Source organism: Chitinophaga sp. CB10, assembly GCA_001870995.2.
GTDB lineage: Bacteria > Bacteroidota > Bacteroidia > Chitinophagales > Chitinophagaceae > Chitinophaga.
On sequence record MLAV02000009.1, the window covers coordinates 15,154 to 30,712 of the forward strand.

Below are 15,559 nucleotides of genomic sequence, written 5' to 3' on the forward strand. Positions count from 1 at the left end.
ATAATAATTTAACGATCTGTTTAACTGATTACTTTGTAACCTACGCCCGGTAAGAGTTCATAGGTGATGTTTGTGTCGCTCAGCAGTTGCTTATCAGGTTCCAGGCTCAGGTCATAAATGGCTTCGCCCATATCCCTTGTCAGCAGCAGGTTATCGGTGTTGGTTACCTGGGTATAGGTATCCAGTACGCGCGTGCCTGCGGTTACCGCTTCCGTGGTAGCGATGCGGTAGTTGAGGAGTACGTTGGCGGTTGCCGGCTGGGTGAGCGCGGCATCCTCGTAGAAACGGACGGTTACGTTTGCGGCGCGGATGATTTTTTTGCCGAAGGGGAGCAAAGCTTGTTCGGTAACGGTGCGGTTAGTGACGGCAAGGTGCGCATAGAGGAGGGTTACCGGCTCGTCGCCGCAATTGCCGCTGGATAGGGTGATGGCTACGCCATCTGCCCCTGCGCCAATAGTGACAGCGTGGAAAATATAGAGTCCTTCGCCCTGGTATGGCTGGCATACGGATTTACCGCCATATTCTGCTTTTACTGCGCCTGCTGTTCCTGCAATGGTAACGTACATATCATACGTGCCTTTAGGCGGCGTTTTCAGCAGCGGAGCATCCGTGCTGCTTAAAGGCGCCTGCAGCAACACGATGGGGTCCCCTTCACCGTTCGGACGCAACTCAATCTGCGTAATGGATGCCTGTTGCGCCAGTGAATCCACGTAGGCCAGCAACGTGCCATTGGCAGATGCTTCCCTTGCTGAAACAGTGATACTTACTTCATCCTGGCCAATAGCGCCATGGTTATCCGTAACCGTTAGCCTGAATTTGTACAGGCCTGCAACAAGGCCGGTGAGTATCGGCCGGGCGATGTTGGGGTCGCTGAGTTTATAAGCCACAGGGCCAACGAGTTTATCCCAGTGCCATGAAACGATGTAGCCATCTCCATCCGTGCCGCTACCCTGCAGCTGCACAGCCGGTTCATCTTCTACGAATACGGCTATATCAGCGCCGGCATTGGCTACAGGCGGTGTGTTTTCCACGGAAGGGAGGGCAGTATCTGCAATAATGAATTCCAGCATATTCAGCCCGCCGGTGGTGGTGCGTGGCAACTTAATATTATCCCATACCTTCCCGGAATTCATATCGACGGTAGTGGTAAGGAGGTCCTGCACACCATCGGCCGTGGTGTACCTGATGATGAGCTGAAGGGATAACTTTTTGGAGAAGTTACTGCTCACCATCGTTATTTTCCACCATTCTGCCACCTGCAGCTGGGGTTTTGGCGCCAGCTCCAATGTTTGACCTGGCAGCACCAGGCACTTATCATCATAGATCGCCGGGTTATTGGCAGCCTTATCCCAGGGCGCAATTTCCAGGTGCTGGAAGCTCAGGAACTGGCCGCCGCTGTACACGAGGCGGACGCGAAGTTTATTGTTGCTCACCGGCACTGCCGGCGTTACCGGGCAGACGGCCGGGTTATAAGCAGGCGGTACGTAATCCGGATCTCCGGGGGCATTCTTTTTTTTCCTGCCCGTTGGTTGACCTGTACCTACCGTATATTCTTCCAGTTGGAGGTATTTGACCATCCCGGTATTTTCCATATCATTATTTTTTGGGGTTAATTAATCGGGCAGGTACCGGTATCGTCTACCGGCGGGAAGTAAGGGCCTGTACCTGCATCCTGTATATTGTTTTCGATAGTGCCATCCTCTACGCCGCGCAGCAAACGCTTACGACGGCGATACGCCACCTTGCCGGTGTTGTGTTGTTTGACCGGATCGACCAGTATCTGCCGGCACACCGGGCTGCCATTGTTAAAGTCAAGCGCATAACCGGCCGGGCAGGAATAACCTCCATCGCCGGTATGGAAGTGCTGGCCGCGGAAGTTGGCCGTCGACCAGATGATATTTGCATTTTCCCCGGGGGAATAGTACAACTGGCTCCAGGTATTGCGATAGATCTCCGCTCCGAAGCCCAGCGGCGCGCTCATCTGCGCCAGCCCCTCCAGCTGTATCAGGTTCAACCCTTTTCTGAGCTGCACCTGAAACATTCTCCATATTTCGTAGTTATTATAGTCCGTATAGGTGACGATGTTCCTGGCTGTACCATCCGAATTTGTCAACAGGATGCGGCCGGAGGTGGTAGAACCGATTCCGATAAAAACTTTTTCATCTGCAGGCAGATCCAGGGTAACAACAAATCCCATCCATTTGGACAATACAGGATCCGCTATGCCATCGTTATTCGTATCCACCCAGAGGCCACAACGGTTAAATGCCCCGTCTGTTGTATTGGGGACGGGGTTGGACCAGAAGGTGTCGTAATACCTTAATGAAGGAGAACCTGCGCCTGTATTGGTATATTCCGAATATATGTACACATAATGCGACAAGTAGTTATTGGTGGTCGCCACTGCTTTTGCCGGCGTAGCCGGCGCCGTAGCCGCGGCGCTATTGACCTGCAGGCAACGGGTACCATCTGCACTGAGCGTATAGCCCGGTGCGCAATAATAAGAAGCTGCCTCGCAATAAGCGTCCATCGGCTCCCAGGTATAAGGGAGCGGGCATGCGTCGTAATTTTCGGTAGGCGATATATAATCCGGATCGGCCGGATCATTTGGTTTGCGAAGGCCGGTAGGTTCGCCTGTGCGGGCATCCACCTGTATCAGCCACTGGTACGCCAGCATTCCGGTATTATCAAGCATTGTTAAACTTTTTTAAGAAATTATTACTACAATCCTTAACAGCATTGATATAGCGCGACACAGATAATTCTTGCGGCGCATGGTATTGCTGTATCACGTCAAAAGGTTCCGTGTGCTGAAACCTGGTTTTGTCAAACACCCGGGCATCCAGGTGATGGTAAAGTTTTACAGGGCGTTTCCATCCTTTGCCGTATTCAAAATCCAGTTCAGCGGGCAGCTCCGTTTTAAATCCCCTGTCCCAGATATTCCATATCCAGGCCCGCATTTCGCAGATCCACCGGTCGTACCGGAGGTCGATATGCCTGCACATGTACTCATACAACCTGATGCTGTCCTCCTCTACCTTATACCAGAAGTCCGCATCCACGCCGGTACCGATGGCATGAAAACCGCCGGGCTTCCAGGGCCTGGGTTCCATGCCGATAACATGTTCGTACTTTCCTTTCTCAATGAACCTTGAGGCATCGCTCCAATACCAGGTATCCGGCTTTAACGGTACCTCCGGCAAGGCGAAAATCAACATATCCTGTTCTGCAAAGAAGAAGTACTCCTCTTTATTCTGCGGACACATTTCCCAGTAGCGGCCGTATAAATGCGGCTTGCAGGAAGGTTTATAGAAGCGCTGCCGCTTATCTTCAAAATAGTGGCAGGTGGCAAACCGCTCAAACTTTTTGAATTCGTCAGAGGGCTTACCCTTGATCTCTGTGAGCAGGATGATATTCTCTTTAGGGATTTCCAGGTGTTCAATGGATGAAAAGAAAACTTTCAGCTGCCAGTTAAACATCGTGGTGTCCGCCTGCGTCAGTAACAACTTGTATTGCATCCTTACTTTTTTACGATACGTACAAAAAAGTCGCCTCCGAAATCAGCCGAAAGATTCCTGCTGATAACCGCCCCAGCTTCAATGGTTTCAGTAGTGACGTTGGGCAGCGGCACTGAGCCGGCATCGGGGTTGTCAGGGTCCACCGGCACCCAGTCACCGTCGTAGGTGGTTATTTCCATGAGTAGCGGGAAATCATTACTGTTGGTACCGTTAAAATCCGGAGCTACCATATACGGCTGCATATCATATGCGCCGAAGGTATTGTTGCTATCCAGGGTGACCAGCTCGCCGTCGTTGCCAATGAAGGAAAAGGTTGCCGTACCGACGTCCTCGCCTAATTGTATGGCAACTACGTTTGCCTGGCCATAATACCCCCTGTCCGTAGATACCACGTTGATGAGTATTTCGCCGGACAGGCCGAGGAAATTGAAATTATCCCAGGAGGCGGAGGCAGAACCGACAGCCGTCAACTTCTCATCTTTAAACAGGAAAGCGTCATAAGTAATGGTTTCACCCGTATATCTCCAGGTTTGACCGATACGCTCCCCTGAAATGGTAATGGTATGGTTCTCGCCCATCTCCTCGAAAGCGCTGCTTTCCGACGCCTGCAGCGTTGCCGTGTTGGCGCCTGTAATTACGTTATAGGTAATGGGGCCGGCCTGTTCTTTCGTCGTGTAGTTATTAATGGTAAAGCGTGTTTGCTGAATGCTTGTAAACGGGCATCCTGTAGGGTCCGGCGCCGGCGGCACATAATCCGGATCGCCGGGCACATTCGGCTTCACCACCCCTGTGGGTAGCCCTGTGGTAGCTGAATATTGTACCAGCAGGGCATATTGTTTCATTCCTGTATTTGCCATAATTATAAAGTTGGGGGGTTAGGAGATCCTGTTCCGTAATTCAGACAGTATGCGGTGGCCAGCTCGCCTATCCAGGCGGTTTCCCTTTCTTCGCAGACAGGGCTTGCCGGCCGCCACGCCGTTGTTTCGCAATACGGCGCCGCCGGCTGCCAGTAAAAAGATTCCGGCTCTTCCTCCGTTTCATTATACCCGGCATTCCCTACATCCGTCAACGCCATCCAGGAGTTGTAAGGAATCAGGTAATGCCTGATGTAATGCGTCACCTGGCCGATGGCAAAAGAGTGATTCCGGTTACGCATCCAGATGCTGATAAAGTTGTTTACCTGCACCAGCCCCCTGGAATAGTTTGTTTGCATGGGCAGCATACGCATGCCCCATAACCTGCCGGCACCTGTAATTTCGATAACAGGTATAACATAAGTGGTGTCCGCATGGAAGATGAGATCGTTGCCCTGCTTGATTTCTGTCGTATCTTTCGCAAAGGTCTTCCTGTTGCGGTTATAGATGAACAGCTTTACCAGCAGGTATTTATCATTCCGCACCAGCTGTACGGACTCAAAGAAATAATTCTTATCCGATCCGTCCTTGTAGGAGCGCGCGTTCAGCGGCGCGCCGGTTTTGTCAAAGGAGTTTATCCCCACTGATAACCGGCTGCCTGGTTCCAATTTTACCAGGAAGGAGAACTCGTAATCCAGCCGGGGATCCACTTTGATCCGGTATGCAGGATCGGTGCTTTTCAATCCGCCGTCGGTGATCTGCATCACTGATTTTTCCCCGTCCGTCGCAACACGCACCTCTCCGTAAACAGGGTATTTACTTACATCCTTTATATCAAAATGGTTTTCATAACTCTTGTTGATATTATCGTTCAGGTACAGCCCTTTGTACAGCGGTGATGCATTACCGAGGTTCCAGCCGAAGTGTTCCGGCTTATAGAGATTGAACAACAGCTCATCTTCCTGGCGGTAGTTGATCAGTCGCAGCAGCTCCCCGTCGATAGCGGCGCCCAGCTCCTTTTTATCGTAGATATGTTTGGTACCTCGGCGGGCCACCTGGTGGTAAAAATGCTCCATCAGTTCCGTCATTTCCGGCAGCGTAGCCGCGTCCGAAACAGCCAGCCCACGCTGACTGATGAAGTCGGCCAACAGGAAATCCGTTTCATAGAAGTGCTGGAACTTGCGGGCATAGATCACCAGGAACGATACAAAATGCGCCACGGATTCCCAGAAATCGATAAAGTCCTGGTTACCGTTCTCTTCATTGCTCCTGTCGATATAAGCCGGCACGATCCCTTTCTCGTACAACTTCTGCAACACGTTGAGATACCAGCTGACTACCTCCGGATCATAAGCGCCAAAATACCTGGCGAAAATGGACTGGTCGAATGCCGGCGTCGGTTTGAGCGGGGCGGTACCGGATGGTTCCAGGCTGGCCCCGTTCAATACCAGCGTGGCCTCCGGATCGCTGAGCCTGCGGTTATACCTCAGCTCAAAAACAACCACATCATCACCTGAAAAGGTAAGGCCGGTAAGGTTTTCCAGCTTCAGCGGCTGCCATTCCGTGTATTCGATACCGTTAGTAGTATAGCGGAAAAATTTTTCGAAATAATTGCTTTCATCTTCTCCGGCAGTTGCATCGGCAAAGGAGGAAATCCCCAAGAGCCCTACTGCCGGCGGGCAGGTGAGGATGATGCTGTTGCCTTCTTCCCTTAATATTGTTGCCTGAATAGCCATAGTTATAAATCTAAAATTGTAGACATGTAGTCGTGATCAATGACGTTTGGATAATACAGCGGCGAAAGCGTACCACTGAAGTTGCTGATGATTTTCCCTTCCAGGTCCAGCATCAGGAAGCCACGCAGCCTTGGCAGGGCAAACTGGTCTACCGAGAGGTCCGTACGCGGGTAAAAATACTGGTCCGGCACATATTTGATCCCCAGGGTGTTCTTCACAATTTCCAGGAGGTTATCCCATTCCACCTTCATGGACGACGGGTCAAAATACCGGAAGTCCAGGTACTTGGAAATGGCGATCTGTATGGCCTTGCGGATGTCGTCCGGGTTTACGGACCTGTCCAGTTCCGCACGGAAACACACGTCTACCGGCGCGTAGATAACATTCCGCAGTTCAATCCCGTAATACTCCGTACCAAAGGGTCTGTATTCCGTCAGGGAAAAATAGTCGGCGCTGCCTTTCAGGAGGCTGTCCAGCTCCGTGGAAGTAAGGATGGAACCGTCCTGTGTGACGATGCCCAGCACCACTTTACCGCTGTTACTGTTGCCGTAATGGAACACCCGTAATACTTTAGGGTTAATGGCGATGAACAGTTGTTCCATCATGGCCAGCGTGCCTCTTGCCAATATGTTGGAACCGTTTTTAATCCGGATGCGGAAAAATTCGTCCGGCTCCACGTCCCTGCCGAATTCGGCCCTGCTCTCATTCACGATATTCAGGTGGCCTGCCGGCGCCGGCGTCAGCCGGGAGATGGAGAGGGCTTCCACATTTGTGGCTGCGCCTTTTTCAATGCTTCTCACCCTGGCATAGGTAAAGCCGGCCGCCCCTACGGTGAAATCTTCCTCGAATTCAAACCGGATACCGGCCGTGGAGATAGGGTAATGCATGCTGGCGCTGTAGGCGGTGCCGGGATTGGCCATTACCCTTACATAGGTAGTGGAACCAAGGCTGCCCATCCGGGGCGCCACGCCAAAGTTGGCGGCTACCTGGTCCAGCTGGGAGCCGAAAGCCGTATCCGGAAACAGCTGGCTGAGTGCGAGGATGATATCCTTTTCGCTTTTTCCCACCACCTTGGATATACCGGTAGCAATACCTGAAAGCACCGAGTTGTCCGATACCTTCGTCACTTTATCCGTGGTATTGATCAGGGTTTCCAGGAAAAGTAATCTTCGTTCAACAGAAGTTGATGGTTTAATGTCCAGTGCCATGATTATAATGTAATACTAGCATCAATCGTTTCATTCAATCTTGTACTTACCTCGTAATTGATCAGGAGGTTGTCGTTCTCCACTTTCAATTCCTTGATGGTAAAGCCTGTCAGCGTATCGTCCGAGGCGAACGTCCTGGACATTTGCCGGGAGATGACCGGGAAGTTGAGGGAGGCCCTGTTGCCGCCGAGGATCACCGCGGTTTGCAGTCCGTCGTTGGGGGCATAGGGATTGTCGTTATTTTTCAGCGCCGCCAGGATGTCCACACTCTGCACCACCGTTTCGTCCGGACTCAGCACCGCCAGGTCGTTATCCGTAAACCGCATTGCGCGATGCAGATCTTTTCCCAGGATGTTGCGGCCTTCCATCACATCCACCACGGTGTTGACTTTCACACTGCCGCCGGCGGAAGGAAGGGACAGGCGCAGGTTGACCCCACCGTCGATGGAATAGTCTTCCTCACGCAGGTTATTCCGCAGGGCGATATCCATCCAGTCGTCCTCGGGAAGGCTGTCCTTCAACATATCGCCTGAAATACGCTCCAGGGTTTGGCCGGCAGGCAGCGTGTAGGAAGATTCCGTCTTATCCAGGAAGCCCGTATTGGAGCGGGTAGACCTTGACCAGCGCGCAATATTCCTGCAGGTCTTCAGCCGGTTGTCCAGCTCTTCCAGGTCCTCCAGGAGGAACCACCATCTGCTGTTGGTCAGCTGCACGCTATGGGTCTGAAAGGCGGTGAACAGGATCTGTATGTCCTGCTCCAGCGCTGTAAGCACAGCGAAAGGATCGCTTTTGACGCTGTTGATGCTGCCGGCGTAATACGCTGCCAGCAGCGGGTAGCCGGACTGAAAAAAGTTCAGCGCATTGCGGAAGAACTGCCTGATATTTTTGCCGGTAATGCGCTCAAATTCTAAAAGCGTAGCTAAAGTCGTCATGGTCAAAAGTTAAAAGCCTTGAAAGTTTGTTGACGGTCTTATCCATGTGGTCCTGCGTCATGCTGGCCATTTGCAGGCTCCTGTAGCGGCTTGCGGGGTTTTCTATGGCCGATAGCGGCGCAATCCCTTTCATGCTGAGGTTATAACTGTGAATCATGTTATAATCCTGCGACATGGATATTTTAAAGGACGTAGGTTTCACATAGTAACTCGTGCCGAAGGCCAGGTTATAAAAGATCAGGAACCTGGGGCCATCCCTGTCTATACGATCCGCTTCCGTAATGATCTCCTCCATCACTTTCAGGCAGCCGTAGCCTGTTTTAACGCGGTTGTCGAAGATCTGCCTGACGGCGTTTTGGGTTTTATCCACCAGGCTGCTGCCCCTGGGTGTTTTGAAAGCGCTGACAAAATCCTCGAAGTTGGAGCCGAGCAGCACTTTAAACTTCCGGCCAAAGTTGCCCGACAGCGTGATATCCACAGGGTTGAACGTGTTGCTGGACAAGGCTACCGTACCGCCCAGCGTTTTGCGGACGCTGGTACTTTTAGGCTGCACTTCCTCCAGGTTGGACGGCATCACCGGGAAGATGAAATAGCGCAGGGATTTGTTGTTGGCATTCACTAACTCCAACGCACATACGTAATATTCGAATTCATTCGGATACATTACGTTGAGCGCCGACTTCCCTATCCGTTCATAAAGTACGGCTCTGTAGCGCACTGCATTTTCTATACTCATCTATTTAACAATTGAATTTAAAACGATCGGGGTAACATTGGCAGCAGGGCCCATAGCCGTTTGGACGATGATCGCCCCCGGGGGAATGGTGATAGTGATGCTACGCAAAGCATTGTAGACTTCCGCTTCCAGGTGTTCGCAATAGGCCGTAACAGCGGCATTGGCATCTTCCTGCTTTTTGTTGTTGGCTTCCAGCATCCGCGCTTTGAGGCTATCGGACATCTTTTTGGGAATTAACGGCATAATGATTATTCATTTATAAATCCGACAATACTTACAAATTCATCTGTTCTCTTTTTGAAAGCAGCTATCTGCGCGGCGTTCAACAGGGGCTGCTGGCCAATGGCGGTGGTCACCGTGGCTTTGCTGATCTCGTCGATCAGGTCGGACAAAAAACCTTTCAGCTTCTTGCCCAGCACCATTGGCTCTTCTCCCTTGTTGATGATGAAGCGCTTATTTTTAAAATGGTGTTCTCCGGGATACTGTTCAAACCTGGCATCGTTGCTGTCATCTCCTTCCGGGGCGGACCTGTCAGTGGTGGTAGTGCGAAACGCCTGTTGCTGTTCGAACGCCGTACTTTCCGTAGCCTGGCAGCTGATACTGCCTTTGGCTGCCAGGGACAGCTGCCCGTCCTGCTCGCCGTTGACCTTCAGCATCATGGCGCCGGCTTTTTTGCCGGCATCCACACTGAGCATCATGCTGCCTGTTTTTGGGGAGCCGAAGAAGTCCATATGCGCATCATCATAGGTGCGGGATATCTTATAATCCCATTCCTGCGCATCTCCCACCTCGCTGGCCAGCGGGAAGCGGGCAATCACGATCGGGAGGCTTTGGCTCTGCTCCGTCACGTACACCACCGGCGAGCCTAATTGGGATGCCTCCGCAGGAAATTCCAGGTGGTTCATCAACTCCGGCGCAACGGGCAGCCTGTTCATAAAGCTGCCATCTTCGCCCCATACACTCACCGTAAAATTGCGGTAACAGTCCCTGATATAATCCTCCCGTTTCACATCCGTAGGCAGCGCCACGTAGGCGATACCTACCGTATATTTCAAATCGAATACCGGTGTTCTGCCGAGCGTGTAGGTCATTTCTTATTTTTTTTAGGTTTGTAAATTCCACGTATCTCCACCGTGCTCAATCCCTGTCCGCTCAGTCCTACATCCTGCTGGGTCACCATATCCCTGGCGGACCGGAGGTTGGTACTCAGCTGCCTTCTCTTCAGGAAAAAGTTAAACACGGAGATGTTGACCTTAAAGTATTTGAATACATCATCCACCAGGTTCACCTGCTTTTGCGCAGGCGCTGACTGCTGCGTATTCGTTACTTCCTTGGGCGGGTCCGGCTGTTGGGGTTTGGATTTACCCAGCGTGGCGATCTTAGCAGGCGTCATCTGAAAATGCACCCTGTCCACATAAATGGACCCGTCCTTATTGACGAACGTGCCATTGTTCCGTTTTCCACCCCATTGAAACTGCAGCCTGTTGGCCAGCTGGGGCACGCCGGTGGCGCGCCAGATATGCTCCGCGGTATTTTTACCGATTTGCGTGGCTCCCTGTATCAGCGTGAGGTCGATGGCAGTGCCAAATTCATGGCGGCTGCTGCCCGCCTGTGCGTTGCTGCTGTTTTCCTTATTCAGGTCCACCTGTTGCTGAAAGGATCTGAAACCTCCCCTGGGTGTGATGGATACAAAGTATCCCAGCTTGTTGATCTCTTCAATCAATTCCCGGAATGCTTCCCATTGGGCATCCGTGTACCCGTCCAGCGGTTTACCCTGTACTTTATTGCCGGGCGCCAGCTGCGCCGCCCTGTCCTTACTGCCGGAGGAAGCGCGCTGTTCTTTTGTTTCAGCAGCGGGCTGCGGGGCCGGAGCCGGAGCCGGCGCTTTCGATTGCTTCAGTTCATTGAACTTCTCCTCCGGGATGGCTTCGATGATATTAAAGTACGAAGCATACACGCCGGGCCTTTCCGTTTTATCTTCCGGATCTTTTTCAATGCTGAGTCCATAGATCAGTTGCTCCACCATTCCCCTGCTTACCTGTATGGTTGTACTGGCATCCACGCCGTTCTCACCAACGCTCAGGCTGTGCTGCACGCCTTCTACAAAAAATATTTCCCCCGTAGGTTTATACCGGATAAAGTTGCCGGCTTTGATCCGCCTGTCGCGGTTGATCACAATCGTCCCGCTCCTGGTGAAAGGCAGATAGGCAGTCGTTTCCATCATATGCTTGAGATCCAGGAAGGTCTGCTCTTCAATGATAGAGATAGAGCCGGAGGTTCGGGGGTTGAAGGCAGCACTTGGCAAATAGTTATGCGTAAGCTGCATCGCCCTGGAGCCAAACTGCTCTGCATACTCCGGGAAAAACACGGCAGGCAGGTAAGCGGTTGCCAGCTGGTCCTTCTGCCCGATGGGGCTGGCTTTGGGCAGTAACTGGTACCACGATATTGCCTCTGCATCTGAAAATTCCAGGGATTCAGATATACAGGCTTCCTCCTCTATTTCCACCAACCGGGGCGAGAGTTCAGGCGCCTTCCCTTTACCGTCCGGCGGCCGCTCCGCCATATCCAGCTCGGTACTAACATTGCCCCGGAGGGCGCTGAGTATGGAAGCCCGGTCAAACGGCGGCTTGCGCAGTGTGACGTAAAACATATCCCCATAGGTATCCATACTGAATTCCACAAAAGGATACTGGCATACCTTGCGGAATATATTTATCAGGCTACCGGAGGCAGAGGAAAGCGTGCTGTCTATCAGCCTTCTGTTACTTACGCTCTTGTCCACAATCAGCTTCACAATTTGCCAGATTCCCTTTGCCAGCTTTTTCTCGATCTCCGGTTTAAACACAGGCCTTGTCTCTTCCAAGTTGATATACCTGTCCATCGGAACGCTCCATTCCTTGAGCTTGTAGGTGGACATGGTAGGGTCCTCGTAATGGAAGTTGTAGACATTCGTTACGATGTAGTTCGGCAGCCTGTCTTCCGGCACTTCTTCCCTGCCGCCGGCCAGCGAAGGATAGGTCGTTTTTTTCCACCCGATGGTCAATGGCACATTTTTATCCGCCTTCCGGGTTTTTACCTTTCGGATATAGACAAAGAAGCGATGTACCTCGTTGAATATTTCCTCGAGCTTGGCATTTTCATCCTTCGCGTCGGGATACGCCTGTTGCGTGCCCTGCCTGATTTCACGGAAAATGTCAATGGCTGCCTTCTTTTCCCTGGCCAGCGCATTCCTGATTTTCTCGTTATGGGCGATATTTTCCGGAACGGGGTCGTAGCGGTAATTCAGTTTGTCTTCCTGCTGGTTGTAAGCTTCAAACAGGGAGTCAGGCACGATGCTGATAGTGGACAATTGCTGTATAATGAACTTGATGAGCTTATCAATTGCCTGGTTCTTATAAAGCCCCAGGGCATAGATGCCATTTCCATTCACCACACGCTGCATCAGCGGGTTACTGTTGGATGCTGAGCCGGATATACCCAGCTTGCCCTGTGTAAATTCAAACGGGAAGAAATAGGTCCCGTCATCGTAAAACAGTTTGGATAAATCCCTGCCCGTCACTTCAATATTCACCTCGTTGCGGGCGGCGTTGAGCTGAATGCCGGCCTTGTCTACCAGGCCAATCATATCATAGATACGGCCCGGCAATGAGGTTTTGTTGATGATATCCGCATACTGATCTTTTTCCCGCTGCCCGGCTTCCAGCTGCAGGGTTTCAAAACGGATGAACACCACATCGTTCGGGCTGATGATGGAATTGAAGAGGAAACTACTTCTGACAGGATCGTTTGCTTCCTCTCCCTCGCCATCGGCTTTATACCTGAACATATTCCCGCTGGAAAAAAATCCTGTACGGCCGATCACATCCGGCTCCAGGTAAGTTTTACGTTCATTCATCCGCAACACCCATTCACTGTTTTCCATCATGCAGCTCACGGGTGCGAGCGACAGCTGGAAGCTGCCCCCTCCGGTACGTGTAACCGAGGTAGTGAGGCTGGTGATATAGGGCGTTACGTCGAAGATCTTGCCGGACTTTTGCTCGTCTTTATTATCCGTCAGGGCTTTGCACCATATCCATACCGTAGCATTCGGAAACTGCTGGATCGTATTGCCTACGCCCTGCACCGTGCCATTGCCCTGCAGCCGGCCCACGGTACGGTAGTCCTTATCCGACTCCAACCTGGCCAGTGCGGCGGCTTTGAACTGGATCGCGTCATTACTCACCACTTCTATCCCTTCCGTCATCAACGCACAGCGGTCCACCTTATCAATTTCCACCGCCAGCTTGGTACCCGGCAGCAACTCCATATCCGCCACTTTCTTTTGCTTGTACAGCTCCTGCATCTCCGGGGAATGCTGCCGGATAATGGACTCGGCATTTGTCCGCCCCGGCCAAAGCTCCACCTTCCCAAATGCTTCTATATCGCTCGCATACGCGAAAGCAATGGACCCCATTTCCATGATAAAGTCGCGCACTGTCTTCAGTTCCGGACTGGTATGTGTGATTATATAAACTTTGTCATTTTGCTCCATACACTAGTTGCTTTTTTTCACAAATGGGGTTGGCGGATTCGTATTCTTTTGCCGCTGCATGTATTCCATCGGGTCCCACGGTTTGTAGTAATTGGTGGAAGGCGCAGCCTGGCTGGCATTTACCTTAATCGAACCATTGGCCAGCTCGATAGTCGCGCCGCTGAAAGTATGCCGGATTGCATCCCCCACCTGGTTGGTGAGGCCACTGAGAATCTCCCCGAAGGATTTGAGGTACAGCTCTTTCTTTTCCGCTGTTTCCCTTTCCATTTCCGTGGTATGGCTGGCGCCGAGAGATTTAAAGAGCTCCCCGTATTGTGCGCTGCTTTGTAACGATTCCAGGTAACGCTTATCCGTGGCGCCTTCCAGGGAATTGCTGTTATTATAAATTTCGTTGACGGCGTTATAACTCAGCTGTGGGAACAGGTTCTTGAGCATAAACTTGCCCATATCGCTATTGCCGCCTAACTGGTGGGCGTATTTCAACATGGACTGTAAGTACTCCATACCATGTTCGCCGGAGAGGCCCTGCTCCTGCATTTGCATGATTTCAAACAACCCGGCATTCGGCGCCAGCCTCCGCAGGCTCATGAAGGAAAGGGCTTTCATGGAATCCGCATCCGGGTGCGACAAACCATTCTGTACTGCCAGCAGGTTATCCATTCCTCTCGGGTCAGTGATCTGCCATTGCCCGCCGATGCCGTGGAATTTGGTCATGATATCCGCCGTCGTGCCCGTAGCCACGTAGGTCTGGTTTTTCAGGAATTCCCTTTGCAGGTCCGAAAACTTGTGCAGGAAATCCCCGAGCCCGGAGTAGTCGCCCGGCCTTACGATATCCGCTTTCTGCGCTTTGCTGATCAACCCGCCTACCAGGCCGGTGAGCGATTTATTATCCCCCTTGTTGGTGCCTTGCAGTTCGATCAGGTTGAGCAGTTCATTTTTGTCGAGGCTATAGGCCCTGGCAATCGGCACCAGTTCACTGGTATAGCGCGCGGCATCCGCTGTTCCGCCTTTCAGCGCTACCTGTTCCATCAGCTTCAGCACTTCGAACCGGTCCATACCATAGTTGGTCATGTTGGGAGGCGTCACCGCTCCTTCCCCTCCCTGCAGGCCGCTGATGCGGTTGGAGAGCGCGAGGTATTCCTGCGTGGCGATTGCCTGCTTCTCCCGGATTTCGCCAACGGTACCGCCGATAGCGCTGCCGATGGCATAGCCCAGCGCGGGCCCTATAACGGGGATGAACGCACCGATTGCGCCCCCTATCAGGCCACTGGTTTCCTGCGTCGTGCTTTTGATCATATGGAAGCTGTTCTCAGCATTTGCTGCGGTGCTGACGGCTTCCTGCCCGTAGGATAATACGCTGCCGACGGCATCCCAGTTGAGCGACTTCAGCACATTCTTTATGCCACCGCGCACCGGGCTATCGCCACCGCCTCCACCGCCGCCATCGCCTCCTTCGCAGGAGCAGGTCACTTCCTCGGGAATAAGTTCACCCAGTTTGCTGACTTCTTCCTGTACCGCCTCTATTGCCGCAACGATGGAGTCCGTGCTGCCGGCCATCTGGGCCACCTGCATCTGGGCGGCGTTGAGTATGGCGCTGCCATTATCCTGCACGGCCCGGAGCAATGCCTCAAATTCATTGTTGCCGCCGGAGCCTTTCGCCTGCAAGCCTTTCAGGTTACGGGAAGCGGTATAGCTCCAGTCCACCCTGTCCACGCCGCTTAGCGTGGTATTGCCAGCCGGCATGCCGGGTACGGCGCTCAGGGCACGGATACGGCTTAGTTCCATTTCCGCCTGCCGCTGCTCCCGGTAATACGCATTACGCCGCCGTGCTACCGCCATTTCCAGGTTACTGAGCCTCGTGAGGGCGTCTACCTGGTCGTTGAGCATCTTCAGCTGATCGCTGCCAATGCGCAACAGGCTTTTCCCATCTTCCAGCATCGTCCTGTTGGTATCCGTAGCCTGTTGTTTCAACCTGGCGAGGTAGGCTGTCAGGTCTGTTCCACCATTGCTTATTGTAACCTGAATACTGTTATCTCCAGCCATA

12 protein-coding genes are annotated in these 15,559 nt (G+C 52.4%); all 12 read right to left on the minus strand.

All coding sequences use genetic code 11. The features are described from left to right. Positions 1 to 20 precede the first annotated feature (20 nt). From BOC67_RS14120 to BOC67_RS14175, 12 genes are read right to left on the minus strand one after another with little or no spacing between them, the layout of a single operon-like run. On the minus strand, positions 21 to 1,592 hold the full coding sequence (locus BOC67_RS14120) for a hypothetical protein (RefSeq protein ID WP_291911001.1): 1,572 nt from the start codon (positions 1,590 to 1,592) through the stop codon (positions 21 to 23). Between the two features lie 17 nt (positions 1,593 to 1,609). After that, positions 1,610 to 2,695 carry a hypothetical protein gene (locus BOC67_RS14125; RefSeq protein ID WP_291911002.1) on the minus strand — a complete coding sequence of 362 codons (1,086 nt, stop codon included), beginning with the start codon at positions 2,693 to 2,695 and terminating at the stop codon, positions 1,610 to 1,612. Next, positions 2,688 to 3,518, minus strand: coding sequence for a hypothetical protein (locus tag BOC67_RS14130; RefSeq protein WP_291911003.1), 831 nt, complete (start codon positions 3,516 to 3,518; stop codon positions 2,688 to 2,690). Before BOC67_RS14130 ends, BOC67_RS14125 begins: the two co-directional genes overlap by 8 nt. Before the next feature lie 2 nt (positions 3,519 to 3,520). Beyond that, complete coding sequence (locus BOC67_RS14135; protein ID WP_291911004.1) at positions 3,521 to 4,375, minus strand: hypothetical protein; 855 nt, start codon at positions 4,373 to 4,375, stop codon at positions 3,521 to 3,523. A gap of 2 nt (positions 4,376 to 4,377) precedes the next feature. Then, on the minus strand, positions 4,378 to 6,108 hold the full coding sequence (locus tag BOC67_RS14140; RefSeq protein WP_291911005.1) for a hypothetical protein: 1,731 nt from the start codon (positions 6,106 to 6,108) through the stop codon (positions 4,378 to 4,380). A gap of 2 nt (positions 6,109 to 6,110) precedes the next feature. Continuing rightward, complete coding sequence (locus BOC67_RS14145; RefSeq protein WP_291911007.1) at positions 6,111 to 7,316, minus strand: baseplate J/gp47 family protein; 1,206 nt, start codon at positions 7,314 to 7,316, stop codon at positions 6,111 to 6,113. A gap of 2 nt (positions 7,317 to 7,318) precedes the next feature. Further along, complete coding sequence (locus BOC67_RS14150; RefSeq protein WP_291911009.1) at positions 7,319 to 8,248, minus strand: hypothetical protein; 930 nt, start codon at positions 8,246 to 8,248, stop codon at positions 7,319 to 7,321. Beyond that, the gene (locus tag BOC67_RS14155; protein ID WP_291911010.1) at positions 8,217 to 8,984 is read right to left on the minus strand and encodes a hypothetical protein; all 768 of its coding nucleotides are present in this window, start codon (positions 8,982 to 8,984) and stop codon (positions 8,217 to 8,219) included. Before BOC67_RS14155 ends, BOC67_RS14150 begins: the two co-directional genes overlap by 32 nt. Beyond that, positions 8,985 to 9,206: a hypothetical protein gene (locus BOC67_RS14160; RefSeq protein ID WP_291911012.1), complete on the minus strand. Its 222-nt coding sequence runs from the start codon at positions 9,204 to 9,206 to the stop codon at positions 8,985 to 8,987. It abuts the gene before it with no gap. A 26-nt stretch (positions 9,207 to 9,232) separates the two neighbouring features. After that, entirely contained in the window at positions 9,233 to 10,075 is an 843-nt protein-coding gene (locus BOC67_RS14165) for a hypothetical protein (protein WP_291911013.1), read from the minus strand. Further along, positions 10,072 to 13,515 (minus strand): M15 family metallopeptidase, encoded by a 3,444-nt coding sequence (locus BOC67_RS14170; RefSeq protein WP_291911014.1) that lies wholly within the window; start codon positions 13,513 to 13,515, stop codon positions 10,072 to 10,074. The genes BOC67_RS14165 and BOC67_RS14170 overlap by 4 nt, the downstream gene beginning before the upstream one ends. Before the next feature lie 3 nt (positions 13,516 to 13,518). After that, complete coding sequence (locus tag BOC67_RS14175; RefSeq protein ID WP_291911015.1) at positions 13,519 to 15,558, minus strand: hypothetical protein; 2,040 nt, start codon at positions 15,556 to 15,558, stop codon at positions 13,519 to 13,521. Between the last annotated feature and the right edge of the window lies 1 nt (position 15,559).

Bases quoted from the DNA above. Each gene is read 5' to 3' on its own strand.
- BOC67_RS14120 (WP_291911001.1), bottom strand. From the start codon at position 1,592: ATGGAAAATACCGGGATGGTCAAATACCTCCAACTGGAAGAATATACG.
- BOC67_RS14125 (WP_291911002.1), bottom strand. From the start codon at position 2,695: ATGCTTGATAATACCGGAATGCTGGCGTACCAGTGGCTGATACAGGTG.
- BOC67_RS14130 (WP_291911003.1), bottom strand. From the start codon at position 3,518: ATGCAATACAAGTTGTTACTGACGCAGGCGGACACCACGATGTTTAAC.
- BOC67_RS14135 (WP_291911004.1), bottom strand. From the start codon at position 4,375: ATGGCAAATACAGGAATGAAACAATATGCCCTGCTGGTACAATATTCA.
- BOC67_RS14140 (WP_291911005.1), bottom strand. From the start codon at position 6,108: ATGGCTATTCAGGCAACAATATTAAGGGAAGAAGGCAACAGCATCATC.
- BOC67_RS14145 (WP_291911007.1), bottom strand. From the start codon at position 7,316: ATGGCACTGGACATTAAACCATCAACTTCTGTTGAACGAAGATTACTT.
- BOC67_RS14150 (WP_291911009.1), bottom strand. From the start codon at position 8,248: ATGACGACTTTAGCTACGCTTTTAGAATTTGAGCGCATTACCGGCAAA.
- BOC67_RS14155 (WP_291911010.1), bottom strand. From the start codon at position 8,984: ATGAGTATAGAAAATGCAGTGCGCTACAGAGCCGTACTTTATGAACGG.
- BOC67_RS14160 (WP_291911012.1), bottom strand. From the start codon at position 9,206: ATGTCCGATAGCCTCAAAGCGCGGATGCTGGAAGCCAACAACAAAAAG.
- BOC67_RS14165 (WP_291911013.1), bottom strand. From the start codon at position 10,075: ATGACCTACACGCTCGGCAGAACACCGGTATTCGATTTGAAATATACG.
- BOC67_RS14170 (WP_291911014.1), bottom strand. From the start codon at position 13,515: ATGGAGCAAAATGACAAAGTTTATATAATCACACATACCAGTCCGGAA.
- BOC67_RS14175 (WP_291911015.1), bottom strand. From the start codon at position 15,558: ATGGCTGGAGATAACAGTATTCAGGTTACAATAAGCAATGGTGGAACA.